Origin of the sequence: Candidatus Paracaedibacter symbiosus, from assembly GCF_000757605.1 — a bacterium.
In the GTDB taxonomy this organism is placed as follows: domain Bacteria; phylum Pseudomonadota; class Alphaproteobacteria; order Paracaedibacterales; family Paracaedibacteraceae; genus Paracaedibacter_A; species Paracaedibacter_A symbiosus.
Genome location: NZ_JQAK01000010.1, coordinates 13,909 through 39,783 on the forward strand (window position 1 = coordinate 13,909; position 25,875 = coordinate 39,783).

A 25,875-nucleotide genomic window follows, 5' to 3' on the forward strand; every position below is an offset into this window, starting at 1 on the left:
GTCTCCATCTCAACAACTTGATGGCCCCCTTTTACCAGCTTCATATGTCTCTTCTACGATTGCTTTTTTTTCAAATGCACTCCAGCGCCGCCGCTGAACAGACGTGATCACGTGAATCGTTTCATTCTTATTACTAGGTTTTCTCCTATCTCTTAGAAGCTAGATTACTATGTCCGGTTTTATAGGGGGGATTACCACTCCATGCTTCCTAAAAGATTGGCAAAATAATTTGGCTGAAAACATGCAGAATATCATGGCACTTTACAACAGGACCGCTAGTTGTAATTAAGTCTCTTTAAAAAACAGCATTTTTTTGAACATAATCTTGTATGAAGGGGTGGTGGGGACCATATATGGCAGAGAATATTATAGTGCTATTATATAAGAATTGCTTCACATCATAATCTTCTCGCCTCTTATTATCATAGGAATTATCAAAAATTCCTTTAGTTTCTAAGTATAAATATTCTTTTTCATCCAAAAAAGTTTTGCAAAATTTTTTTATATCTTTAAAAAAAATCATAAAATATTTCCAAGATTCTACTAAGTTATTTTCTTTATATTTTATTACGGCTGCGTGATAAAAACAGGTTAAATACAACCATATTGTTGTTGTTTTTGGCATAAGGGTGAATTAGTTCTTTTATCATGTTTGAGTTTACATCCTCGAAAATCTTTAGGAGTAAAATAGTTTTTAATTAAGTCCCACTTTTTATCATTAAGGTCACTTAAATACATCTAAAACATCATCGTATCGGTTTTTTTACCTATTAACTTAGCATTTTTCCTTTTTACCAGACAAGTTCTAATCTTTTAAAAATAGGACAATATAAACAGAGTGCCAAAGAGTATCGACAAAATTTAGTTGGCCAATTGATATCTTTAATGAGATTGTGGCGTCACCCCACGATTATGTCAAATAAATAAGAGGGTAGAAGGCATGTCTATTTTATTATTTCTAAATAACTTGACGGAACCAAAATAGTTGATGGAGATACCAATCTGGCTTACCCCTTATATGAGCATTTAACCCGAAGTAGAAAAAATCATAAAATATGCTGTAAAAAATATTTTATTTTTCTCCTTACCTCTTTAAGAAAAAACTATAAATTTATTATAATTCTAACTGTACTTTATAATCTGTGTGTTATATCAGGTATGGTTGAATATAGCTTTATTTAATTACAAGAAAAAAGGTAAAAATATGAAATATAAACATATCATTTTAACTGCTTTAGTCTTTACCTTTGGATTTATAAATTTAACAAATGCTGGCTGGGAAATTTCTGTGGGGGAGGAAGATGAGGGAGTAATTGTTAATTTTAAAACATTTAGACCGAACGTGGATAACCTTTATGAGGTTTTAGATGGAAATGTTGTTTTAGGGGCATTGAAAGAAAGTCAATCAGAGATTATTAGCTTTAATAATATTAAGAGCAAGCCATCTCTTAACGCAGTAAAAGCATTTCTTAAAGAAATTCCTGAGGGTTATTTTGCGCCTTGTAGTGCCCTCGAATTCAATTTTGCAGGTACGCACGAAGGGGTAGATTCACTTAGTGCCGTTGTAAAAATGTTACGTAAAAAAGCTAAGGCGCCCGAAGATGCAGACGAGCTTAGTGGAGGTGATGGTAGTGGTAGTGATAGTGATACAAACGACTACTACTAAGAGGGTTAGCCACTAACCGTGTAAAAGGTGTACACATCTCTATTTTTAATTGGCCTTTGTTGAATTTTGTAAGAATCTCCTTACGGAGATTCTGCTAATTCCCACTTTTTTAGCAATCTCTGATTTGCTGCATCCATTTCGACATCGTCATCAACTATCTGAGGGAGTTTTTTGCCTTCATCGTGCTGTTATTCATGACGAGGCCCACGATAGGGATTATCAAAAAAAGAGGGGTTCATTTAATAAACTCTTACTTCAGGGTCGACTAGTTAGTCATTAAAATTACATGGACCCAATTTGCCTTAAAATCTGCAGAAACAAAAATATTGAAATACTAATAAATTCATAACGTATTTTTCCTTGGTTTTCCTAACGACGCCGGATAAGCAGGGCCCATTGCTGAGCCCAACTCTCCTAAGAACCCCGCGCGGGCATTTCTGTCCACGAGGCTCAAGCCTTTATAAGACCATTCCTTGATGATATGGATGAAGATGATGAAATTTAGAAAATATCTAAGTGTTACTTCTTTAATGGCCCAGTGTGTATGTAGGTCCAAAGCGGTCTGATTATTGTCAGCCATAAACCGGCTTGTGGCTGCTTCCCCATGGATTCCCTCTTGCTCGGAATTAGCCTATTTAATTCTGTGGGAACCTAGAGCACTTGCTCTAGGTCACCCCACTGAAAAAACCGCCTCAAAGTCTCTTCTTATAAAACCGCACCTACAACTTGCTCATCAATAAAGAGAGTACTACTACTTTTTTAACTGTTCTAGTTTGAGTAATTCATCGTAACTATGATGATAAATTGGCTAATTGTTCTTAGATTTTAAGAAATCAGCTATCTTAATGCCATGTACATTGGGCTCATATCCAGGCATTTTTTCGACATAGGAGATAATATCATTCTGTGAAAAGAATTTAATTTCTTCGTCTTTCATGCTCTCAAAAGCAAGATAAATCATCTCATCTATGGTGAATATTTTTTCCTCTGTGAGATATTTGAAAATATATCTCGCTTCAATTAACGAGCTCTTTTTCGTAGTAATTAATTGTAAAAAGAATGATAACCCTTGTGTATTCATAAATTCTTTATTTGTAACTAACTTTTCTACAATCTCTTTATAACTAGAGATACCAACTCTTTCAGCCAAAAGATAAGAACAGATGAGCTTAGGATGAGGGTAGTTTTGTAGTAATCCCATTTTAGTAAGGTCACAAACTTTTGGGTTTGCAAGCAACTGAAGATAAACCGGCAAATACTTCTCTTGTCTATAGACTTCATTATCTTTTACTAAGTTAGGCAAAAACCAAAAAGGAGCCTTACCATTACTTGAATCTTCAATCGTTTTGGTAAGCTCTTGAGGTATTTCTAAGGATAACTGAGAGCTCGAAACAACCGTTTCTTTCTTCTCCTCCTCTGAGGTTTTTGAAGTCAAAGACAAAGAAGCTAATTTTTGGGAAAGTCCTTGTGAGGAAGACGCGGGAAGCACAGAAGGAGTTACTTGATCAAGAATGCCTTGAATGTGCATAAATAAATCTACAGCAGAAGGATGATCTTTTTTCGCAAGGGTTAATAACCCATAAGCTTCTCTTAAAGTTAATACGTCATTGGGGTTAAGAAGTTTCTTAGGTAATTGATCCGGAAAAACTGTTAAATATAGGTGCTCAGCAAGCATATAGTTTGCCAATGCAAATTGCTTCTCGACTCCTGCTCGCCCCATTTTCTTTGCTTTGCCCATAAAATTAATCCCCTCTCTTAACAGAGAAATGGATCTTTCCATAGACTCTTCTTCATTAGTAGAATTTATCAAGGCAACAGCAAGTAAAAAATTAGCCTGAGGAGCATTTTGAATAGCTGTTTGTGTCCCAGAGCGAGCACTTTCATCAAGTAAGTTAACCGCTTCCCTTAAAGAAGGTACGCGTTGAGCGTATTCTTCTTGACTAGCTGATAAGTTGGCAAGGTTAATACCTAAAATTGATTGAATTATAGGGATATTTTGACCTGCAAGTTTTGATCCTTCATTTTGGTATTGCAGGGTGAGGGCATAAAAATTACGAATTAAATCAACTTGTTGTTGGAGAGGTTGTTCAACAGTTTGGGCATTATTAAATATCCCTACTTCTCTCTGGTATTTTTCATCGAAAGATAAAGGAACAGTGCGTAATATTGCGCTTCTAACACCTGAAGTATTTTGTAATTGGCCGATAAGTTGAGAAAGGGGTAAAGTACGATTGATATAGGCATTACCATACCTAATCTCATTTGGGGTCATAGAAAAATCAGCAGAAATACATGATGGTCCTGGGAAAGAAAGACCATTACCATTATAGATTGCTTTCTTTCCGTCGCTAAATTCTATATCAATAATCTCTTTCATATCTTGAGCTGCGCAAACTGGCAAAGATATATAAGTAAGCGCACCCGCTACCGCGTATAACTTAAAAATTAATTGTTTAAAACTTTTCATTATTGGTCACCTAATCTTTACAAAATACTTTTCTTTAACTTACATTGGGAGCCACTTTTTAAATCGCAAGAAAAATTTTTTTGACCTTTAGGGGGTTCTTTAGATTATTGATCTTGAGAATCATAATTCTCGCGGTGAGGGGCAAAAAACCCCTAAAAAATGGTCAAAACCTTGCCTTATCTTAAACTTTATTAATTAAGCCTCTGAATCTCTACTTTTGGAAGACTTTCTAAAGTGTAACCGTAATCCTTTCCAAAAGCTTCATTAATAAGAACTTTTTTTGGATTTTTGGGTTTCCATGCGGGAATATTATCAACTGTTAATCTAGTGCCCGAGTGTCCTTCTTCCCATATTACTCTCTTTCCATTAACCATTCCGGAATATCTAGAATATTGGGATCCTCCCCGAACTTTTGGAAAGCTATCAAAGAGTTTTTGACTAAACTCCCGCCGATTTTGTTTTTTCTGTGCATCTGTCTCATTTATTCTTTTCAAGAGCTCTGTCACTTTTGCTCTTTTTCTTTCATAAAAGGTATTATCTTCCTTGTCAGGACTTTTAATCGGTGAATTTGAAACTTCTTGTAGCCAACAATATAAACTAGGATGTTTTTTCTTGAATTTTCCGTCTGCTTGTGTTTCTTGCAAAATTCTTTCATTTAAGCTTTCTATTACCTCATCTCTATTTACGTATAAATTTAACCGTGTGCAGAAAATAGGTACATCGTCATTCATGGTTAAACTATTTAGATCTTTGCATATAGGGTATAGGTGAGACGAATCTTCTCTTTCTCTGGTTGAATCTCCTAGAGATGCTACTTGAAATCTAATATTTAAATTTTTAAGTAAAGAAAAATGCTCTTTTTTTAATTCTTCCGTCCATTGAACGATCTTGTTTCTATATTTACTTACTTTTTGTCTAACTTTGCCTCTTGGCATGTCTTTTTTGGGATTAGAAATAGCATACAGCAGGGAACGACAGCTTTCCCGACTATCGTCGGCTATTTCAGCACATACATCGTAGAAGCTTGATAGTTCAATAAGAATTTCTATTTCCAATAGAGGCGGGAAAATCTTTGGAGCTTTGCTATCTTCTGTTCTTTTCCGTTTATTTTTTATAGGAGAAGAATAAGTTATACCTTCTCCTATAGGAGATAAAATGTTTGTGTTATCTTCTAATAGCTTATTAATTATTTGTGGCATGTCTAGTTTAAAAAAATTGTCCGCAAAATTTTCTTCCGTATGCTTCTGGGTTACATCTTCATCATAATTAAGCCAGCTTACCACATTAACGTTAGGAGGCACACTTGGGGAATTATTTGTATTAAGTATATAATTTAAGAACCCCTCTAAAGCGGTGTCTTTGTTATTAGTTAGGACTCGATCGCCTTCCCATGAACTTATAAAGATTGTAGCAGTTCTGTTATCAAGCCAGCTATGATAAGGTCTCTTACTTACATTTAAATACCCAGCATTAATGATATCAAGCCTATACAACTAATCTATAAATAGAAATGCAGATTTAAAGCATTATGGCCCTTAGAGGGAGTAAAAATTTTCTTATATTTTAATCAGACTTTAAGAAGTTGTTTATTAGACTTTTGTTAGAAAATATCCCTGAATAGGTAAGTGGAATAAATGCGTAAACTATCCATAATTATTGCCACCATCAGTTTAATCCTTGCAATATCCTCTCCTATTTTTGCGGGACCAAAACTTTCTATTTCTAAAGATGCCAAGGCACGAAAAGAGTATATCTGTAATGGTGGCTTTACAAAGGATGCCCGGTGTCGTCAAGTTGTTTGGAGGGGAAAAATAGGGATCCCTTCTCCTCTCTTATTCGGCATAATGATGGTGTGAAGCCACAATCTCGTTAAAGATATCTAGAGATTGAATAAATTTTTGTCGATACTCTTTGGCGCTCTGTTTATATCGTCCTACTTTTAAAAGGTTAAGAAAGGCTCCCATACTGCTCAAAAATCTTTGGGCGCTTGGCGCACTTTTGAAACCTCTCATTTGTCTCTCTTTTTCTCGGGTCGGCTGATGACTATTTTCTATTCTATTATTCAAGCGTTTGTGCGATCGATGCTCTGCAGATTTGAGTAAAACTCGATGGGCCTTTCTATAGCTTCTCAGCTTATCTGTCACCATTACTCGAGGAGATACACCTAACTTTTTAAGTGCTCGCTTTAAAAATCGGATAGCTGACTTGGCATTTCTTCTCCTTTGTAAAAGCACATCAATCTCTTCTCCCTCACTATCAATCAGCCGCCATAACCAGAAAACTTCCCCTTTTATCTTTACTCTCACTTCATCGATATGCCATTTGTCTTTAAAAGCTGATCCTCTTTTCTGACGAATACCTCTGGCATAAACAGGACCCCAGGTTTGGCACCAATTTCGTATAGTTTCATAAGTGACAGAGAGGCCTCTATCCTCAAGCATTTCGCTTAAATCTCTTAAGCTGATTTTATAACGGTAATAGTAGCGAACAGCAAAGCCGATAACACTTTTAGGAACACGGTATCCTTTATAATGATCTCGCATAATCAAGGACTTTCTCTTATTTTTGCAAGAATCTTACAATAACTACATCTCCATCTCAACAATTTGACGACACCATCAAACATTCACACTTGCGTGGACGGGCAGAATTAATCAGATTTGCTGACGATAGTGTGCCACGAGCACAAAGAAGGATTGTATGAAGCCAGAAGTATGATTTGAATTTGTGTGCAACTGTATGAGAGATGGAGGTAGGCCCTCCGAAGCCGCTTTGCAGGAAGAGGCTTCAAACCACTCTAAGCTGCGCTGGTCAAAAGCCAGGGTGGTGAGCGTTAGAGAAAAGGTATCTTGCAAGATATCAGGTAAGAATCAAGGAGATGAAGCGATTAAACCACTGCTGAAGTGTCGAAAGCGTATCGATGAGATCAAAACCGAGGGGGAGTCGTTAACTCGGGATAAGCTTAGCGGAAACCTGTTTACTGGCTAAGTGGTCTCCGGCATAGAGGTGGCATGAACTTGACTCAGGCTCTTATATGGAACGTGGGAACTTGTGCTCTGATGCAAAGGGAGACATCCAAGTGGAAGCCCCACAAGGATTAGAGTACCAAAGCAGAGCACAGGGGCGGATTGACTCGTATTAGTGAGGAAGTTAGTGAAAGCTAATGGAGCGAAGGGGTCGAGTTATCTGGTTTTACTATTGAGTCAACCATGAAGATGGAAGGAACGAAGTGAGTAAGACGAAACCATTTTGTATTTCCAAGCAAAGCGTAATGGCCGCTTGGGAAAGAGTTAAGGCGAACAAAGGGGCCTTTGGGGTTGATGAAGAATCTATTGAAGATTTCGAATTAAACTTAAAGGATAACCTTTATAAGTTATGGAATCGAATGTCATCGGGTACCTACTTTCCTCCACCAGTGAGGGCAGTGGAAATACCGAAATCTGACGGCAGTAAGCGTTTATTAGGAATTCCGACCGTTTCGGATCGAATTGCACAAGCAGTTGTTAAGAGCTACTTGGAAAATATAGTCGAACCGAAGTTCCATGAAGATTCTTATGGATATCGTCCTGGGAGATCAGCATTGGATGCGGTAGGAGTAGCCAGGAAGCGTTGTTGGCGGCAGGATTGGTGTATTGATCTGGATATCAAAGGCTTCTTTGATAACTTAGATCATTCATTGATGATGAAAGCAATAAAATTCCATACAAAGGAGAAGTGGATTCATCTTTACATTGAGAGATGGCTAAAAGCCCCTTTACAAACAGAAGATGGAGAACTGATCAAAAGGGAGAAAGGCACTCCCCAAGGGGGAGTTGCTAGCCCTTTGCTAGCCAATATATTCATGCATCATGCGTTTGATGAGTGGATGAGGAGATACTTTCCTAATGTAAAGTATGAGCGTTTTGCAGATGATATTTTGGCGCACTGTAGTTCGCTAAAGCAAGCGGAAAAGGTGCTGGAGGGAATCAGGAACAGATTGAAAGAATGTGGTCTTGAGTTACATCCAGAGAAGACAAAGATTGTGTATTGTAAGGATTCGGATCGCAAGGGCTCTTACGAGCACGAAAGTTTTGATTTTCTTGGGTACACATTTCGTCCTCGTCTGTCAAAGAACAAGATGGGGAAGGGCTTTGTAAACTTTACGCCCGCGATTAGCAAAGAAGCTGCAAATCGGATTAGAAAAGAAATCCGAAGTTGGAAGATTCATCTGCGAAGTGACAAGAACATTGATGACCTAGCAAGGATGTTCAATGCCTATGTACAAGGATGGGTAAATTACTATGGACGATACTACAAATCGGCCATGTATCCATTTTTGCGTAACATAGAGCGTTATCTGATCCGATGGGTTATGAGGAAATACAAAAGATTCCAAAGGCATAGACACAGAGCAAGGAATTGGCTGGGTCGTGTAAGAAAACGCGAGTCTGGATTATTTGTTCACTGGAGATTAGGTCTTGGATCACCGGTTAGATAATGGGAGCGGTGTGAGTCGAGAGGTTCATGCACCGTTCTGCGAGCAGCATTGGGGGAAGTTCCCGATGCTGACTCACCTGGTGTTCACGTTTGAACGACAAGATGAAGCAAACCGCTTTTTCAATGTCCTACCGAAAAGGTTGTCCAAGTATGGACTCGAAATGCACGCGGAAAAGTCACAGCTAATTAGAGCTGGTCTTGGGTCGGCACAACGAGCACATCAGCAAGGTAGTCGCTTGCCAACGTTTAACTTTTTGGGTTTCACATGCTATTGGGGGAAGTCAAGAAAGGGATTTTGGCGATTAAAGCTTACAAGCCGCCGAGATCGTTTCACCGCTAAACTCAAAGGACTACGGAAATTTCTAAGAGATAATCTAAATACAAAGCATGCAAGGTAAATCTTGGAAACTGTAATGCGCGTTGTGAGAGGCTGGATTAATTACCATAATGTCTCTGATAATGGGCGTAAGGTAGAGGCTTTTAGAAAACATTGCATGCGTATTATTTTCAAATGGATAAACCGAAAAGGTGGACGTCACTCAATGAGTTGGGATCGTTTCAACCGAGTACTTAAAGCAATAGGCTTTCCAAAAGCTGGGAAAACTATATCGATGTTCTAAACTCACTGAATACGTGTGGGGACACTGATCTATCGGGAGCCGGATGCCTTAATTGGGCACGTCCGGATCTGAGGAGGGTTCGGTCAGAGTGATCTGGCCGTTCTACTCACCCATGATACCTATAGGAGTCACTGCTAGACGAACGAGATCTTAATCTCAAATTAAATTCATTAAAATCAACATCTTAAAAAAGATGCGCATACCTTTTACACATTTAGTGGCCAACCCTCTTTTAGTAATATTTCTCGTTTAACTTCACTTTCTTTCAAAATAAGAGGAGGAAGATAAGCATCTCAGGATTTCTTCAAATAACCCCTCTTTTTGTACTGGCTTGGTTAAGTATCCGTTCATACCTGCTTGCAAAAATCTTTCACGATCTTCTACCATAGCATGGGCGGTTACAGCGATAATAGGGAGAGTTTGCGCCGTAATTTTCAATCTATCCCGTATCTGTTGAGTTGCCTCAATACCATCCATTACAGGCATTTCACCATCCATTAAGACAAGATCATAGGGGGGGTGGCCTTTGGTGATAGCTTTTACAGCCTCTGCCCCATTCCATACCGTAGTAACAGAACATCCTGCTTTGGTTAGCAAAGTTTTTAAAATAATTTGGTTGACCGCATTATCTTCTGCGACTAACACTCGAATATTTGGTAGTTTTTCAATTTCTCTTAGGGAAGTCGGACTCCCGAATGAAGAAATTAAATCTTTTGAGTAGCCTACTTTTATATGGAAGCGAAAGGTCGTACCTTTATCAACTTCACTTACGATTGTTATATCCCCGCCCATCATTTCACATAATTTCTTTGTAATAAACAATCCCAAGCCAGTTCCTCCAAATCTACGCAGTATTGAGTCATCTGATTGAGAGAAAGGTTTAAAAAGTCGCTCTTGAGTTTCAGGTGATATACCCATGCCTGTATCAGTGACTTTTCCGGTGATAATTTGACAAACATCTCCTACAAGCCTAATATGATCTTTATCAGATTTCCCCTTAAGAGAAACCACTACGCTCCCTTTACTAGTAAATTTAACAGCATTGCCTATTAGATTAAATAAAATTTGCCGTAACCTTGTAGGATCACCTATGACATAAAGCGGAAGCTGAGAATTTGTCACCAGAGTAAGGTCTATTTCTTTTTTATGAGCATCTAATGACAACATCTGCACTACTTCTTGGGCAATAATAAGAGGATTAAACTTAATATTTTCCAGCTTAAATTGACCGGCTTCAATTTTTGATGTATCTAAAATATCGTTTAATATGCTTAAAAGCGACAAACCAGCGCCATGAGCCATTTGCAAGTAATTTAGGTCTTCGTCAGGCAAAATTCCTTTGTTAATAAGTTCCAACATACCCAAAAGGCCTGTTAATGGGGTTCGTATTTCATGGGACATATGGGCTAAGAAGCTTGATTTTGCTTTGTTTTCAGCTTCAGCTTGTTTTTGGCGTTGTTGTAACCTCTCACCTTCTATTTGAGTCATCCTCATATATTTCTCATTAATAATGCGGCTTGATAAGGAAGCAACAAGGTCAAGGTTTTCCAAGAGTTTTCTATTGATAGTTTTTACACGATTGCAGAGTCCAATGACACCTATCACTTTCCCTTGGGCTAGGAAAGGTATGCCAAGAAAGGATTTTAATGGTGGCAACTCAAGAGGAATTTCAATTTTTTTAGAATAATTCTTAATATCATTCACCATCAAAGGTTCTCTTGTGGAGAGAATATCTTCAATAAAATTGTTGAAAAATCCCTCTAAGTTTTTTGTTGTTTCTTGTCTGATAGGGGAATTCTCGACTGAAAAATTGCCTTCCCATAAATAAGGAGAAGGATGGCTACCAATTTGGTCAGAAGTTATCTCCTTAATAAACCCGAACTCACTTTCGCTCAACCTGATGAAATTTTGCAGAATAACTTGTAAGCTATAACCTTCATTACTTTCCTCATTTTCGTAAAAAAAACTATTAATATGTGAATTTTGAATTTCTGTAACAGCTTCTAAAATTCTTTGTTTTATATACCATTCCTTCCTCGCCGATTGTGTGAGTCTTTGGTCTAAACCTATTTCTAGTTTTTTTATTAAAGTAATATCTCTGGCAATAGAAAGAGGATAATCTTTCTCACCTTTTATTACCTTTTCTGTTGTCCTTGATAGCCCTATCCAATCTAACCAACGATAAGACCCATCCTTACATCGATAACGATTGATTAGTCCTGCTGGCGCAAATTTATTTTCATATTCTAATGTTTTTTCAATATCGTCGGGATGGACAAAATTGATATAAGGGGTACTCAGGAGCTCTTCAATTTCCCATCCTAATAGATAGTGCCAAGTAGAATTAAGCCTTTTAAAATGGCCGCCGAATTGGAGAATACATACAAAGTCTTGAGAGTTTTTAAAAAGATACTCTATCTCTTTTTCCGACAGACCCCATTGAGGACCGCTATAGCTGCCCGCTTCTTCTTGTAAACCTATAATAGGGGTAGGCATATCCTCCTCCTCCTCACCAAGGAGAGAAAGGCCACCTGTCCGTATTTGAGGTTGTGGGGTAATTTCCAGATTGGTTTTCTTTTCTTCCTCTTCTGTGGGAGACATAGACCATACTTGTTTTTGTGGAAGAGTGACAACCATCAGAATGAGGGCTAATAAATACTTTCTCATATCGCCGCCTCATAAATTATTTAAAATAACGATATTATTCTTACAGAATTAATTTCTATTTAAAGGAGAAAATCATAAAAGATTCTCTGAAAAAGCATATAGAGCTCAATCGCCCCTGATGCGTCAAAACTTTACTTTATGCAATTTCCTTATAAATTATGTGAGTGTTAAGCATTTAGTTATTGCCGAAATAAGAGTTTTTGCTTGAATAGGTTTAGTCACATATCCATTAACACCTGCTTCAAAAAACTCTTCTTCCTCTTCTCTCAGAGCACTTGCTGTTACCGCAATAATTGGTAATTCTTTTTTTGAGAACAAACGGCGAATGTGGATTGTAGCTTCCCTGCCATCCATTTCTGGCATCTGCCCATCCATAAGAACTAAATCAAAGGCTGCTTTTCTAACAGCTTCGACTGCTTTTATACCACTGTCAACAACCGTTACCAAGCATCCTTTACGGCTTAATATTGTTTTAATGACTGTTTGATTTATAAGATGATCTAAAATGTTTTGCCTAAAAAGGGTTGTGTGAAGCTGCTCGCTTGCTATGATTATTTCTCATACTAGGCATAGAATATTGACATAACAAAAATAATGACTATCTAGATGATAATTGGTGAATAGTGATAACCACTATTTATCCCTGCAATAAAAAAATAAAATAACAATTTATCATTTTGGAAAAAATTTACATTCTTTTTAAATCAAAAAAGAATGGCGATCTTTTTTTGTGTAAATGGGAGGGTAAGGTAAATCCTTCTAGTTGGTTAGAGTCATCCTGCTAAAGTTTATTTTGTTTTTTGATTTACTAATCTGTAAAATTTATAGGAGAGCCCTGTTGTATCCCTCGTCAGATTTCCCGCATTGGAATAAACTAAGGATATTTTATTACGTAGCTTACTTTAAAAGCTTTACAAAAGCGGGCCGCCATTTAAGGGCTTGTCAATCTGCGATCAGCAGAACCATAAGGGAATTGGAGGTGGCTCTGGACGATCAGTTGTTTTTTCGTGATGGTAAGGGTATTAACTTGACCCCTAAAGGGGAAGAATTGTTTTGTGTTGTTGAAAAAGTTTTTAGGGAAATTACCCCCATACAATTTCTATTGCAACAGCCAATTCAGAACGTAAGTGGACACTTGCAAGTAGTAAGTATTTCTAACTTTATATCTATGTATTTGTTTTCTTCCCTTTGTTATTTCATGAAAGCTTACCCGAAGCTAAAAAATTAACATTGAAGAAACATATACAGGTATAGGCTTGCCTCTTTGTAAAGAAAGCGCCCTAATTGAGGGTTGGCCACTAAACGTGTAAAAGGTATACACATCTCTACTTTTACATGTTACTCGTTGAATTTTGTAAGAATCTTCTTACAGAGGTTCTGCTAATCCCAACTTTTTTAGCAATCTCTGATTTACTATATCCATTTTTAAAGAGTTCTTTTACTACTTGAATATTAAATGCGGCTGATTTTGGTCGTCCATGAGAGGTACCTTTCTTCCTGGCATGAGCTATGCCCGCTTTAACCCGCTCACGTAATATCTCCCGTTCAAACTGGGAGAATACTGCCAATAGGGATGCCATGGCTCGCCCTGTTGCTGTCGTAAAATCCAACGCCTCAGTGAGAGAGATAAATCCAACTTTTAGATCGTTAAGCTCTTGAAGTGTTAAAATAAGGTCCCCCGAAGATCGGCCCCATCTATCTAATCTCCAGACGAGGATAACATCAATTTCTCGTTTTCTAGCCGCTTGTAATAATATTTCCCTTTTTGGTCGCTCCTTTGCCCCCGATTCTATGTCTTCAATTTCTATAACAATTTTCCACCTCCGATGATGGATATAGGTTCGCAGTGCTTCAATTTGAAGGGGAAGCGTATGTTGATCATAAGTCGATACCCTAGCATAAAGACCTACACGCATAGAGGTTTCCCCATGGCCAAAAACCCCCCTGAAATTTCATTTTGGATTTCCTTGTTTTTCAATGACTTAATTTCCTTGCAAATGCCATGGCTATAAACTATAGATTTTGGCCATAGATTACCCCAACAATCACATCAAAAATAGAAAAATTTCTATGACAGCTATTCATGAGACAGCTTACCCACGCTTGCGTAATGATTGGACGGAAAAATTCCTGACTGAATTATTCACACCAAAGGAGGAAGAGATAATTTTTGCAAGTTGTCGCACACGCCAGCCCCTTACTTTGATAAGTATCCTTGTCCAACTCAAAACATTCCAATATCTTGGGCGTTTTGTACCCTTTAATCAAATATCAAAACCGATTATTGACCATGTTGCCCAATCCCTAAATATTGATCTTGGTTTGATTGCTTCCATTGCTCATCAGCCAAAGCAGTTAAAATCCCGCTATGTCAAACTGATCCGCGAGTTTATGGGAATAACTTCCTTCGATATAAAATCAAAAAACTATTTGCAAGGAATTGCTGTCCAGGCTGCACAAACCAAGAACCACCTTTCCGATATTATTAATGTTTTGTTGGAGGAGCTGGTACGCTTAAAGATTGAATTACCAGCCTTCAGTCTTTTACGACGCATGGCGCAGAAAGCCAGACAACAGGTTAATGAAAATTGCTATCGAGAGGTATACCCCTCTCTTAACGCGGAAATGAGGAACCGTCTGGAAAGACTCCTTGATAAAGAAGATAAAACGCCATCTGGATGGGACAACTTAAAACAGGATGCTAAAAAACCAACTCCTCGTCATATAAAGGAATTTGTTGATTATTTACGAGAGTTACAGGCATGGCGCCATCTTTTACCCCCTATTAATGCCATTCCACCAGCTAAAATAGATCACTTTTTTCTTGAAGCTCAATCAATGGATAGTGCCATGCTCAAGTTAACACGCGCTGAAAAGCGCTATACACTTATGAGCATATATATTAGACAAAAATCAGCACAAGCCCTTGATGACATAGCAGATATTCTGATTCGCTCGGTTCAGAAGTTGCATAATTTGGCGAATGAAGCATTGGAAACTTTCAAACTGTCTCAGGCTACTCAAGTCGAGCAACTCATAACTCAGCTAAAACAAATTGTTACAGCATATGCTCAAGAAAAGACTCCAAAAAATAAGTTCAAAGCAATTGATATCCTTCTAGCCGACAAGAGCGAGCAACTTATAGCAGAGTGTGATGCACAACTTGCATACACAGATAACAACTATTTTCCCTTTCTATTGGCTCCTTACAAGAACAAAAGGTCAATTTTGTTTGATTGCCTGGAGCTGCTTCCACTTAGATCAAGCACTAGCGATCCGAGTTTAGAATTTGCTATCAATTTTATAAAGCAAAACCGCCGCACTAAAAAACAGGAACTGATATTACCTCAAGATTCTGAATATTTCCCCATTGAATGGATACCTAAGGCCTGGCTAAAGTGGGTGATCATGCCTAAAACCGACAAGCAAGATAAAACCATCCGCTTCTCCAGGCATCATTTTGAGATGTGTGTTCTTAGTCAATTATCTCTTGAACTTAAATCTGGTGATTTATTTGTACCCGGAAGTGATCAGTTTGCTGATTACCGGGATCAGCTAATCTCATGGAATGAGTATGAGGCTCAAATTACTGAATATACTTTCATGATGGGTCTGCAAGTTAATGCTAAAGTTTTTACCTCTACGTTTTCTGAACGTTTACAAAACAAAGCAACTAAAATTGATCAAAAATTTCCTGAAAATAGCTTTGTTCGACTAGAATATGATAAATTGGTTATTAAAAAGAAAGAACAACCAGGAACATCAGAAGAACTGAGAAGATTGGATAAGTTATTGGCTGAACGAATACCCGAAACTAATATCCTTGATATTTTGGTGGATACTGAAGCGTGGCTGAATTTGAGCCAGGATTTTCGTCCTGTATCTGGTTTTTCTTCACGTATAGAAACCCCACAGTTACGGTTCATCCTGACCTTATTTTGTTATGGGTTTAATCTCGGCCCTACACAAACAATCCGTATGGTTAAGGGGTTTAGTCGTCGTCAAATTGCATGGCTAAACTTACGCCATGTAACAGAGGAAAAACTTGATAAAGCCATCACTAAAACCATCAATCGTTACAACAATTTTATGCTTCCTAAACAATGGGGCAATGGTAAGCATGCCAGTGCTGATGGGACGAAATGGAATATTTACGAACAAAATCTGCTCTGCGAATTTCATATCCGCTATGGTGGTTATGGAGGAATAGGTTATTATCACGTATCCGATACCTATATCGCCTTGTTTAGCCATTTTATTCCCTGTGGAGTTTATGAAGCGCTTTATATTCTGGATGGTCTGATTAAAAATGAATCGGATATCCAGCCAAACCAATTACATGGTGATACTCATGCCCAAAGCTATACAGTATTTGGGTTAGCCCACCTGCTTGGGATTGAGCTCATGCCTCGTATCCGAAATTTTAAAGACTTAAATTTTTACAAACCCAATGCTGAAACAGTCTATCAACACATTGAAACCTTATTTGATAAACCGATTAACTGGGAATTGATTGAAAGATATTTGCCCGACATGTTGAGAGTCGCTCTTTCGATTAAAGTCGGCAAACTTACAGCTTCTGCTATCTTGCGTAAGCTCGGCACCAAAAGCCGTAAAAATAAGTATACTTTGCTTTTCGTGAATTAGGCCGAGCGGTCCGCACCGAGTTTCTACTTCGTTACATTGATGACATTGAATTAAGGACAACTATTCAGGCGGCTACCTGCAAAAGTGAGGAGTTCAACCAATTCTTGAAATGGTCATTTTTTGGTGGTGAGGGCATTATTACAGAAAATAATCGCTATGAGCAGCGTAAAATTATAAAATATAACCACCTCGTCGCAAATTTAATTATCCTACATACCATGCGTTCAATGACAAGAGCATTAAATGAGTTAAACGCTGAAGGTTATGTTATTGAGCCAGCTCTTCTAAAGAAACTTGCTCCCTACCGTACTCAACATATTAATAGGTTTGGCAGTTATATACTGAATTTGGATAAAACTGTAGAACCATTACTGGACGAACGAGATCTTAATCTAAAATTAGATTTATTAAAAACAACTGTTTAAAAAGGATGCGTATACTTTTTACATGTTTAGTGGCCAACCCTCAACTTGATGAGCAAGAGTGGTTTTTCCGACTTGACGGGGCCCTAATAGAACAACAGCTGGTTGCCTTAATAAGGCTTTCTGAAGGATATTTTGAAGAAATCGAGTAATCATAACATTGAAATATTACCATGCTTTGGAAAATTTACAAGGTTAATTTGCTTATGCCTGAGATTTATTTAAAGTAATATAGAGCTTCCCATAGTTCCTAAAATGATCATAATGACAACTACATTATTATACTAGGAACAAAGTTGGTAAAAAATAGGGTCTTTGTACACACCGGGCCTTACTTTATTCCTATTTTGCTCCTTTGTTAAGTTGACGGTGCCATTGTTTTAAAACAGACCTGGTGAAAATAGGCCTATTTACGCAATGAGCCCATGCGAAATCCATGAAATATGAAGGTAGGAGAAAATAAAGGGAAGATTTATCTGTAGTTCATTAATATATTCTTTAATCTTAAAAATGTAATTAACATATTGTTCCTTAAGTATTTTTGAAGTTAATAAAGGGCTGAAAATAGTACTGCTGTAATATTAACTTTTAAAAAATAATTTCCAGAATAGAAACAGAGATGAAAAACAAAAGCCATGTTTTCCATCACTCATGGAATATTAAACGTTCCACAAATTTTTATGTTGTATACAATAAATCTTTAATAAAGGAGGGTAATATGTTTAGTTTACCTTTTATTGTTTCTCTGAGAAGTAATTTAATCCATTTCTTCCTAAGTATTTACCAAAATTGCTCAGGCTTCAATTTTTTAGAAGGGTTCATTCCACAAAGCAAGAAATACAAGGCTTTATTTCGAGTTGTGGTTTTAACCTTAATTATAATCTTGGGGAATACAACTCAAAAACCCCTTTTTGCTAGTGACGAGCCCCCACTTTTTGTTCTCTCAATTAATGGAGGTGGTATTCGGGGGTTAATCCCTGCTGCTTACCTTGAAAGTCTAGAGGACAAACTAGAAGAAAAATTAGGTGCACGAGTCCATCTGGCTGAATGTATGGATGTAGTTGCAGGTACGTCAACAGGTGGTTTAATTGGAATAGGACTTAATATTCCTAATAAGCAAGGTACTTCTCCTCGCTACGATGCAAAGTATATTGCAAATTTTTATAAAGAAAATGGGCCTGACCTTTTTCCCTCAGAAGAAGGGTACTTCTATAGAACTTACAGAAATTTTCGGTCGGGTTTTCATCCTAAATACAACAGAAAAAATTTAGACAACCTAGTTGAAAAGCTGACAGGTAAGGATAGTCCGCTTCTTAGTGAATCTTTTTCATCCCTCATTATACCTACCTACAATGCTAATATTGGAAAACTTGTACTTTTGGAGAATAGCAGTGAGATGTTTACTATGAAAGATGCTGCTTTAGCAACATCAGCAGCTCCATATTATTTTGCTGCATATGAAAAAAGTAAAGGTTACTTCTTTCTTGATGGTGGATTGGTAGCAAATAACCCAGTGTTAAATATTTTCACAAATGAAAAGATTTTAAGCAGCCTGGGAAAAAAACAGACTATATACATTCTGTCTTTGGGGACAGGCATAAAGCAAGAGGCAGTTGAGTATCCACAATTTCAAGAATTAGGAGGAATTGGCCTATATTGGTATTTTCCTGAATTTTTAAACCTTATTATGCAAGGAACAAGCAGGAATACCCATGAAATTTTAGAAAAACTCCATGGAAGTTTCAATGTTAAATATATTCCCATTGATCCGACAGTTGCAAATGACAAGTTTGATGATGCAACACCAGGCAACCTTCAAACACTCACAACATATGGCCAAGAACAATTTAAATCCAAACTTTCAGATACAGTTAACAAAGAATTTATAGAAGAAATAGTTAAAGCCTGTCAGGGAGATAAACTCTTAAGCAAAAGGATTGAAAGGCACAAAACAAAAATAATTTTCAATGTATTAGATTTAAGTTTTATTCCTCTTTCTGGTAAGGATCTTTCCTTTCTTAATCAATATCAAAATATTAAAAAGCTTTCCTTAGCTAATACCATAAGGAAATCTAAAGATGCTTTATTATTATTATCAAATTTAAGCTCTTTAAAAAATTTCCCTTGCCTTGAAGTCTTTGACTTTAGTCAAAATAACTTGGGTGCTGATTTAGACGAGAACAATGGTAAAGAGTTTTGGGCAGGCATGGCATTTGCCAATAATTTAAAAATACTGCTTTTGCATTCCAATAATATTGCTGACCCTCACCTTGAAACGGGGGGAAATTTTTTAACAAAGAGCAAACTAAATTTTCTTGATCTTTCTAATAACCTCATTTCTAACGATGGACTAAATTTTTTGGTTAAAAATATGCCTCCAGAACTTGTCCTTTTAAGTTTAGTGAATAGGAAAGAGCAGAAAATTATTCCTCTTTCGGGAATATCACATATAGAATGCTTGTCTGTCAAAGAGGTGAATAATCCTGTGAAGTTGAAGAAAAAGCTTTCCGAAAAACCTTATAAATTTGTTTTATACTAAACCACCACCTCTAGGAGAATAAAATGAAAAAAGTAATCATGCTAGGAATGGTCTTATTCTTACTCCACAGCTGGAATGGGCAAGCATGTGATGAAGAAATCCAAAACTTAATCCTTGAAAATCTTCCTGAGCATACTTTTATTCCTACGACTCGGAAGCTTGAGTCCAGATCAGAAGTGCTTGAAGAAGAAGACAGAGTAAATTTAGCCACCCTATCTCTTGCAGACGAAAAAATAAAAGATATTGCAGCGGCGCTTATTACCGACCCATACAGAAAAAAATTAAAGTATTTGACTTGAATAATAATGAGATAGGTGATTCGGGGGCTATCAGCATTGCTTCAACTTTAGATTTCCTAGAAAACTTGAACGTTTTGGACATCCGTAATAATAAAATTGGCTTGGTGGGCTTACAGGCCATTTTACTAAAAATTAAGGATCATAAGAATTCCCCTGAATTACAGTGCTCTATTAAAGAGTCGGATTTAGACAGCTTAAAAATATTCTCTCAAGTACAAAGTGCTCAGATAGAAGATGGATTTAAGCTTAATTTTGAGAGGCTAAAATGAAGCAAATATTTTTCTGGGTAAACTTAATATTACTATCGCATATAAGTTTTGCCTTCTCCACTGAAGAAGGGGATTTTGATTCCCTATTACGCTCTTTAAAATTATTCACAAATGAAATACAAAATATTTCTCCTGATCAAAGACTACAATTGGGGGAGGCATTAGAGGAAGCACGGCGGAAAACATTGGATATTAGTGGGATTAATGATCAGGACGCAACTTCCCATGATCATGATCTTTATAGGATTAGTAATCTTGAGTTGCATATACCATACTGCATCAAGTTGGATGATAACTCGTTGAGAGCAGGGGAGATTGAGAAGAAAATTAATGAGCTTAAAGAAATTTATGAACGTATAAAGGCTAATCGAGATGAGCAAAGTACATTCCCTTGGCCATATCGGGATGAGCAAAGTACATCGTACATATTTCCCGATAACAGTCCCATTCAAAATGGCCATCCCTACAATACTCCGGCACAGGGGAACCCTCCTCCCTATAAATTAGAGAAGAGAAAACACTGGGAAACTTATAAGAATAAAGATGAATTTACAGAGGTATTATCCCCTCATAACTGGCCTTACTCAGTACATGGTAAGCTAAAAATTGAATTTGAAGGGTCAAGTGGGTTTGCCATAGGAACGGGCACTCTCATTGGAGATCGCCACGTCCTCACAGCGGGTCATTGCATCAAAGAATTCGAAAAGGAGGCCTACCGTATTACATTTTATCATGCTGTTTGCACTGAAAATCCTCCCCAGTCTTTTAAGTGGGAAAGTAGACTGGGGGATTTTGCGCTAATAGTGAAAGGATGGACTGAGGGATCAGAAGAAGATGAGTATGACTATGGATTGGTCGTACTCAAAAACCCTATTATTCAAAAAAATTTTTTGGTATTTCAATAAAAGAAAACCTCCTACAACAAGGGATAAACATATCTGGGTTTTCAGGAACAGAGGAAAAAAATGCCAGAGGAAACGAAGCCCATAAAATGTGCACTGCTGGGGGAATAATAAAAAAAATAGAATCTTTTTTATTAAAGCATAATGTAGGTACAGACGAGGGTGAAAGTGGGGGGTCTGTGTGGCTCGCAGAGGAAAACGGGACGTATTGTAGCATTGGGATACATACCCAAGGTTATAATCCTGGTGAAGGGGAGGATTTAAATACTGCCGTACAAATTTCCCGCTTTCCCTTTAACAACATTAAATGGTGGGTAGAAAACACAAAGGATGAGGAGGCAAAAGATGGAAAGAGTAACTAATAGTCTATATTTTTGCTTCAAAAGCATATTTTTTATATTTTTCTGTATTTACTCATCAAAATCTTGCTTTGCTAGTTCTTCTATGGAGGAACGAGAAGTTTTGACTCATTTGAATAACTTGCCAAAATTGCTAGAAAGAATTCCTTCTATCTTAGAATCACCAGATTCTCCTAATGTACGAGATTTAAGTTCATCTCTTTTTACCTTGCATCGTGCTTATTTGCAGCATAAAAGGTTAGGGCGAGTTCTCCAAGATGATGAGATTGCTGTAAACTTGTTTACCTTTAATGATAAGGTAAACAAGTTTACTGAGTTAAAATTTCTTTCCCAAAGTAAAAAAAGTTTAATTCCTTCTGGGGTTAATGTTACTGAAATACTTATTCAGCTCATACACGGCCAAGTGAAAGTTTATTTTGAGAATGAGGATCTGACTTATGGTAGTGGTGTGCTTATTAGCCCAGCACATGTTTTGACGATAGCTTCAGGTGTATTTAATGATAAAAAGGATCCTCCTAAATTCATTACATTTTTTTCCTATTGTGAACAAAAAAAGCGCTTCACCAAACCTCTAACAGTACAATCAATCAGCGTCCCTTCCCAATACCTTACTGATTATTCAGAAAAAGCCGAGAACTTTAATTATGCACTGCTTACCCTGGCATCACCTGCAAAATTTTTAGATAAGGATTTCACTTTTCCATTTATGAATGTAGCTATACCACAAAGGGGCATTCAGTATAGTCTTTTTTATTTTAAAGAAATAATTAAGAAATTAGAAACGAAGGAAGTCCACCCTGAAGAAGAGGGAAAAGAAGAAGGATCACAATTCATTTTTTATAAGACAGAGACTCCTTTAGGCAGCGGCGGAGCTTCCTTAGTAGCTAAAATAAGGGATAATTATTATCTCAGTGGGCTCCATTTAGGGGCAAGTCTCGGAGATCCAGCGAAGAAAAGATCTTTAAGAATAACTCCTCAAATTCAGGAAACGATAGCTTTTATGAAAAATGAAGCTTCTCTTTTCCATATACTTGAATCGTGGGAAGAAGATTCAAATAGAATAGAGCTTGATTTGCAAGGACTTCCAATTAAGGATATAGACACTATCCATGAAATCATGAAATTTGTGGTAGGTCATCCTTCTATTATCCATCTTAATCTAAGCAAAACAGAATTAAATAATGACGAGATTGTTGACCTTGCTAGTTATTTAGACCACCCAGACATAAATCTTGCGACTTTGAATTTAAGCCATAATCACATTACAGATGAGGGGATTTTATATCTCTTAACAGGGCTTACAGGCAAAAATGATAAACTCCTTCATGTTAATCTAGAGGGAAATAAGATATCCCCCATCTTTTCCACCAAAGAAATAGACAATTTGTTAACCGACCGATTAAAAGCTAAAGGAGAAATTATCAAAACTGCCATTCAGAATAAATCTCCTTTAGAAGAGATAAAAAGAACCCTTCTTCTACACAGAGAAATTAATACTAAGGAATATTTGCAGTATGTGATGAAACTTATCTCTCTTTCTTCTTTAAAGTCCTTTGCTTTGAAGGAAGAAGACTACTCTTTTATGGAAAAGGAATGGGAAATAAACATATCAAGCAGATTTGCAAGCTTATAAGGTTGAAGAGGAACCCTTAAAATGGAGCTCAGCAACATGAAGAAATTTTTTATAATTATAGTCTTGTTTTTTATAGGTCAACTATCCACTCTAATTCCCAGTTTAGCTTGTGAAGAGCTTGTAAATTACCCTAGGGATGAGAATGTTACCATGGATATTAGCTTTCAGGAGTTAGTTCAAACTGATGTTATTACACTTTCCGATAAAATAAAGGACCTTCGCTCCTTAAAAGTTAGCCTATATATGGAATATAATAAATATGATTATAATAGAGCTTTGCTGCATTTAATTCCAGCCTTAAGGCAAAATAGAGTGTTGGAAACATTTACATTCTCTGGAGGAGAAGTTTTTAGCCCTGCTTTAACACCTAGACTTTGGTCTGCCTTAAGCAATAAAGCCGCTTTAACTGATCTGAGCTTGGGGAATATTATTATGGTAGGAGATACTGGGCTAGAAGAGTTGGTAAAAGCAGTAAACCAAAACATAGCCCTTACTCATTTAAGCCTTAGAGCGGATTTTAGGAATATTCCTGAAAATTTTTTAAGTTTACCAAGTTTACGAACACTAACCTTGTCCTGCTCTACAATGTACACCCAAAGCCTTACCATTCCTTCATCAATAAGGAATTTGGTTAAACTTGAAAAACTTAGCCTTTCTCTTGGGAACATGAAATGCTTGCCTGAGGAGATTGGCAACCTTACCGCCCTCCAAGAGCTTGTTTTAAACTATAATAACCTTACCATGCTTCCAAGAGGCATAGGCAGATTAGTGAACTTACAAAAGCTTATCCTTGATCACAATAAGCTGGAAAGCTTGCCTGAGGAGATTGGCAGCCTTACCGCCCTTCCAGAGATTGATCTAACGATTAATAACCTTACCATGCTTCCAAGAGGCATAGGCAGATTAGTGAACTTACAAAAGCTTATCCTTGGTCTCAATAAGCTGGAAAGCTTGCCTGAGGAGATTGGCAGCCTTACCGCTCTCCAAGAGCTTTATCTCACGGGTAATAACCTTACCATGCTTCCAAGAGGCATAGGCAGATTAGTGAACTTACAAAGGCTTATCCTTGGTCTCAATAAGCTGGAAAGCTTGCCTGAGGAGATTGGCAGCTTTACCGCCCTCCAAGAGCTTGTTTTAAACTATAATAACCTTACCATGCTTCCAAGAGGCATAGGCAGATTAGTGAACTTACAAAGGCTTAGCCTTGATTACAATAAGCTGGAAAGCTTGCCTGAGGAGATTGGCAGCCTTACCGCCCTCCAAGAGCTTGTTTTAAACCATAATAACCTTACCATGCTTCCAAGAGGCATAAGCAGATTAGTGAACTTACAAAGGCTTATCCTTGGTCTCAATAAACTGGAAAGCTTGCCTGAGGAGATTGGCAGCCTTACCGCCCTCCCAGAGCTTGTTTTAAACTATAATAACCTTACCATGCTTCCAAGAGGCATAAGCAGATTAGTGAACTTACAAAGGCTTGGCTTTGATCACAATAAGCTGGAAAGCTTGCCTGAGGAGATTGGCAGCCTTACCGCTCTCCAAGGGCTTTATCTCACGGGTAATAACCTTACCATGCTTCCAAGAGGCATAGGCAGATTAGTGAACTTACAAAGGCTTATCCTTGATCACAATAAGCTGGAAAGCTTACCTGAGGAGATTGGCAGCCTTACCGCTCTCCAAGAGCTTTATCTCACGGATAATAACCTTACCATGCTTCCAAGAGGCATAGGCAGATTAGTGAACTTACAAAGGCTTAGCCTTGGTCTCAATAAACTGGAAAGCTTGCCTGAGGAGATTGGCAGCCTTACCGCCCTCCAAGAGCTTGTTTTAAACTATAATAACCTTACCATGCTTCCAAGAGGCATAGGCAGATTAGTGAACTTACAAAGGCTTAGCCTTGGTCTCAAACTGGAAAGCTTGCCTGAGGAGATTGGCAGCCTTACCGCCCTCCAAGAGCTTAATCTCAGTGGTAATAACCTTACCATACTTCCAAGAGGCATAGGCAACTTGACTAACTTAAGATTTCTTTTCTTGAGTGGTAACTTAATTGAACGTTTACCTGAAAGTCTCAGTCACTTAGATAGGCTTGAGCGAATTAGCCTTCAGCACACGACTTTCAATGCAAGTGGGGATCAGATAAAAAATTGGCTTAATACTAAAGTGGGTACCATCAACTTAACTGAGTAAAGAGGGTTGGCCACTAAACGGGTAAAAGGTATAGGGGTTAAGGGAGCAATGGAACAGCCAACCGACTTAAGGATCATTTAACTGCCTTAGTGGGTTAGTTTGATACTGTGTTTCTAATCAAGCATAATTTATGTTCGATTTCTGATTAAAAGGTGTCTTAGATTTAATAATTCCGTAGATTATGTGAATCATTTTTCGCATAATAGCCACGATAATTACCTTTGTAGATTTGCCGTTTTGTTTTAATTTCTGAGCAAATTCCTTCAGAAGCGGGTTATGGTTTTTAGCCGTAATAGCCGGTAGATATAAGGCTTTTCGTAGGCTGGCAGAACCTACTTTTGAGATTTTTGCTCTTGGGTCCGTTTACATAAAGATACCGTCTTTAGTGTCAACAATGAAAAGCAAGATTTTGATTGAAAGATTTATTACTTTTCAAGATTCCAAAAAATATATGGAGTAGCTTTCTCATGATAGCGACAATTATAACTTTTGGACGTTTACCTTTACTTACCAGGCGATTTACAAAGGCTTGAAAAGCGTTGTTATGATTTTTTACAACAATCGCCGACATATAGAGCGCTTTTCTAATCTTCCTAGAACCCAATCTGGAGATATGAGATTTACCCTTAACAGACGTTCCAGATTGGAAATGAGATGGAGTAACACCTACAAAAGCAGCATATTGTTTGGCATTCTCAAAACGACTGACATCAGGCATATCAGCT

General features: G+C 37.4%; 22 protein-coding genes and 2 pseudogenes. 15 read left to right on the plus strand and 9 right to left on the minus strand.

The annotated features are described in order from the left end of the window. Positions 1 to 295: 295 nt before the first annotated feature. Complete coding sequence (locus tag IG80_RS0111210) at positions 296 to 625, minus strand: hypothetical protein (protein WP_032114120.1); 330 nt, start codon at positions 623 to 625, stop codon at positions 296 to 298. Positions 626 to 1,162: 537 nt separating this feature from the next. Here IG80_RS0111210 and IG80_RS0111215 point away from each other — a divergent pair. Then, the gene (locus tag IG80_RS0111215) at positions 1,163 to 1,666 is read left to right on the plus strand and encodes a hypothetical protein (protein WP_156962206.1); all 504 of its coding nucleotides are present in this window, start codon (positions 1,163 to 1,165) and stop codon (positions 1,664 to 1,666) included. An 808-nt stretch (positions 1,667 to 2,474) separates the two neighbouring features. On the opposite strand, the gene IG80_RS0111225 is transcribed toward IG80_RS0111215, so the two are convergent. Both IG80_RS0111225 and IG80_RS0111230 read right to left on the minus strand, forming a co-directional pair. Continuing rightward, the gene (locus IG80_RS0111225; protein ID WP_032114123.1) at positions 2,475 to 4,133 is read right to left on the minus strand and encodes a hypothetical protein; all 1,659 of its coding nucleotides are present in this window, start codon (positions 4,131 to 4,133) and stop codon (positions 2,475 to 2,477) included. 191 nt (positions 4,134 to 4,324) lie between these two features. Continuing rightward, positions 4,325 to 5,626: a hypothetical protein gene (locus IG80_RS0111230; protein WP_032114124.1), complete on the minus strand. Its 1,302-nt coding sequence runs from the start codon at positions 5,624 to 5,626 to the stop codon at positions 4,325 to 4,327. Positions 5,627 to 5,767: 141 nt separating this feature from the next. Here IG80_RS0111230 and IG80_RS0111235 point away from each other — a divergent pair, with 141 nt between their 5' ends. Next, positions 5,768 to 5,989: a hypothetical protein gene (locus tag IG80_RS0111235; protein ID WP_032114125.1), complete on the plus strand. Its 222-nt coding sequence runs from the start codon at positions 5,768 to 5,770 to the stop codon at positions 5,987 to 5,989. Here IG80_RS0111235 and IG80_RS0111240 read toward each other — a convergent pair. Further along, complete coding sequence (locus tag IG80_RS0111240; RefSeq protein WP_032114126.1) at positions 5,966 to 6,676, minus strand: IS6 family transposase; 711 nt, start codon at positions 6,674 to 6,676, stop codon at positions 5,966 to 5,968. The genes IG80_RS0111235 and IG80_RS0111240 overlap by 24 nt on opposite strands. Positions 6,677 to 6,872: 196 nt before the next feature. Between IG80_RS0111240 and IG80_RS0111245 the strand changes: the two genes are divergently transcribed. The 3 genes and pseudogenes from IG80_RS0111245 to IG80_RS17060 form a co-directional block, all read left to right on the plus strand. Further along, positions 6,873 to 7,121 (plus strand): hypothetical protein, encoded by a 249-nt coding sequence (locus tag IG80_RS0111245; protein WP_032113179.1) that lies wholly within the window; start codon positions 6,873 to 6,875, stop codon positions 7,119 to 7,121. 283 nt (positions 7,122 to 7,404) lie between these two features. Continuing rightward, entirely contained in the window at positions 7,405 to 8,610 is a 1,206-nt protein-coding gene (gene ltrA, locus IG80_RS0111250) for a group II intron reverse transcriptase/maturase (RefSeq protein WP_156962095.1), read from the plus strand. 52 nt (positions 8,611 to 8,662) lie between these two features. Continuing rightward, a pseudogene (locus IG80_RS17060) lies at positions 8,663 to 9,229 on the plus strand (group II intron maturase-specific domain-containing protein); the annotation flags it as partial. Between the two features lie 255 nt (positions 9,230 to 9,484). On the opposite strand, the gene IG80_RS13690 reads toward IG80_RS17060, so the two are convergent. Both IG80_RS13690 and IG80_RS0111265 read right to left on the minus strand, forming a co-directional pair. Beyond that, positions 9,485 to 11,896 (minus strand): ATP-binding protein, encoded by a 2,412-nt coding sequence (locus tag IG80_RS13690; RefSeq protein WP_052045950.1) that lies wholly within the window; start codon positions 11,894 to 11,896, stop codon positions 9,485 to 9,487. A gap of 156 nt (positions 11,897 to 12,052) precedes the next feature. After that, positions 12,053 to 12,451: a response regulator gene (locus IG80_RS0111265; protein ID WP_084756447.1), complete on the minus strand. Its 399-nt coding sequence runs from the start codon at positions 12,449 to 12,451 to the stop codon at positions 12,053 to 12,055. 283 nt (positions 12,452 to 12,734) lie between these two features. On the opposite strand from IG80_RS0111265, the gene IG80_RS17065 reads away from it, so the two are divergent. Then, the gene (locus tag IG80_RS17065) at positions 12,735 to 13,124 is read left to right on the plus strand and encodes a LysR family transcriptional regulator (protein WP_052046408.1); all 390 of its coding nucleotides are present in this window, start codon (positions 12,735 to 12,737) and stop codon (positions 13,122 to 13,124) included. 103 nt (positions 13,125 to 13,227) lie between these two features. Here IG80_RS17065 and IG80_RS0111275 read toward each other — a convergent pair whose 3' ends face one another. Next, positions 13,228 to 13,812 (minus strand): recombinase family protein, encoded by a 585-nt coding sequence (locus tag IG80_RS0111275; RefSeq protein WP_032114128.1) that lies wholly within the window; start codon positions 13,810 to 13,812, stop codon positions 13,228 to 13,230. A 154-nt stretch (positions 13,813 to 13,966) separates the two neighbouring features. Here IG80_RS0111275 and IG80_RS12850 point away from each other — a divergent pair. The 9 genes and pseudogenes from IG80_RS12850 (at position 13,967) to IG80_RS0111315 (ending at position 25,150) form a co-directional block, all read left to right on the plus strand. Continuing rightward, a pseudogene (locus tag IG80_RS12850) lies at positions 13,967 to 16,968 on the plus strand (Tn3 family transposase). 5 nt (positions 16,969 to 16,973) lie between these two features. Continuing rightward, complete coding sequence (locus IG80_RS15940; protein ID WP_198027387.1) at positions 16,974 to 17,117, plus strand: hypothetical protein; 144 nt, start codon at positions 16,974 to 16,976, stop codon at positions 17,115 to 17,117. A 566-nt stretch (positions 17,118 to 17,683) separates the two neighbouring features. Further along, the gene (locus IG80_RS0111285) at positions 17,684 to 19,504 is read left to right on the plus strand and encodes a patatin-like phospholipase family protein (RefSeq protein ID WP_198027388.1); all 1,821 of its coding nucleotides are present in this window, start codon (positions 17,684 to 17,686) and stop codon (positions 19,502 to 19,504) included. Between the two features lie 23 nt (positions 19,505 to 19,527). Then, positions 19,528 to 19,803 (plus strand): hypothetical protein, encoded by a 276-nt coding sequence (locus IG80_RS0111290; RefSeq protein WP_032114130.1) that lies wholly within the window; start codon positions 19,528 to 19,530, stop codon positions 19,801 to 19,803. Beyond that, a complete protein-coding gene (locus IG80_RS0111295) occupies positions 19,800 to 20,072 on the plus strand; it encodes a hypothetical protein (protein ID WP_032114131.1) in 273 nt (90 codons plus the stop codon). The genes IG80_RS0111290 and IG80_RS0111295 overlap by 4 nt, the downstream gene beginning before the upstream one ends. Further along, positions 20,069 to 20,977, plus strand: a complete 909-nt coding sequence (locus IG80_RS0111300; RefSeq protein ID WP_032114132.1) for a trypsin-like serine peptidase — start codon at positions 20,069 to 20,071, stop codon at positions 20,975 to 20,977. The genes IG80_RS0111295 and IG80_RS0111300 overlap by 4 nt, the downstream gene beginning before the upstream one ends. An 86-nt stretch (positions 20,978 to 21,063) precedes the next feature. Beyond that, a complete protein-coding gene (locus IG80_RS0111305) occupies positions 21,064 to 21,336 on the plus strand; it encodes a hypothetical protein (RefSeq protein WP_032114133.1) in 273 nt (90 codons plus the stop codon). After that, complete coding sequence (locus tag IG80_RS0111310) at positions 21,320 to 22,966, plus strand: leucine-rich repeat domain-containing protein (protein WP_032114134.1); 1,647 nt, start codon at positions 21,320 to 21,322, stop codon at positions 22,964 to 22,966. Before IG80_RS0111305 ends, IG80_RS0111310 begins: the two co-directional genes overlap by 17 nt. Positions 22,967 to 23,002: 36 nt before the next feature. Beyond that, on the plus strand, positions 23,003 to 25,150 hold the full coding sequence (locus IG80_RS0111315) for a leucine-rich repeat domain-containing protein (RefSeq protein WP_232224410.1): 2,148 nt from the start codon (positions 23,003 to 23,005) through the stop codon (positions 25,148 to 25,150). 117 nt (positions 25,151 to 25,267) lie between these two features. Here IG80_RS0111315 and IG80_RS17070 read toward each other — a convergent pair whose 3' ends face one another. Together IG80_RS17070 and IG80_RS0111320 are read right to left on the minus strand one after the other, a co-directional pair. Further along, positions 25,268 to 25,495 carry a hypothetical protein gene (locus IG80_RS17070; protein ID WP_156962210.1) on the minus strand — a complete coding sequence of 76 codons (228 nt, stop codon included), beginning with the start codon at positions 25,493 to 25,495 and terminating at the stop codon, positions 25,268 to 25,270. Between the two features lie 43 nt (positions 25,496 to 25,538). Next, the coding region (locus tag IG80_RS0111320) for a transposase (RefSeq protein ID WP_156962208.1) at positions 25,539 to 25,875 on the minus strand (337 nt) is incomplete at its 5' end.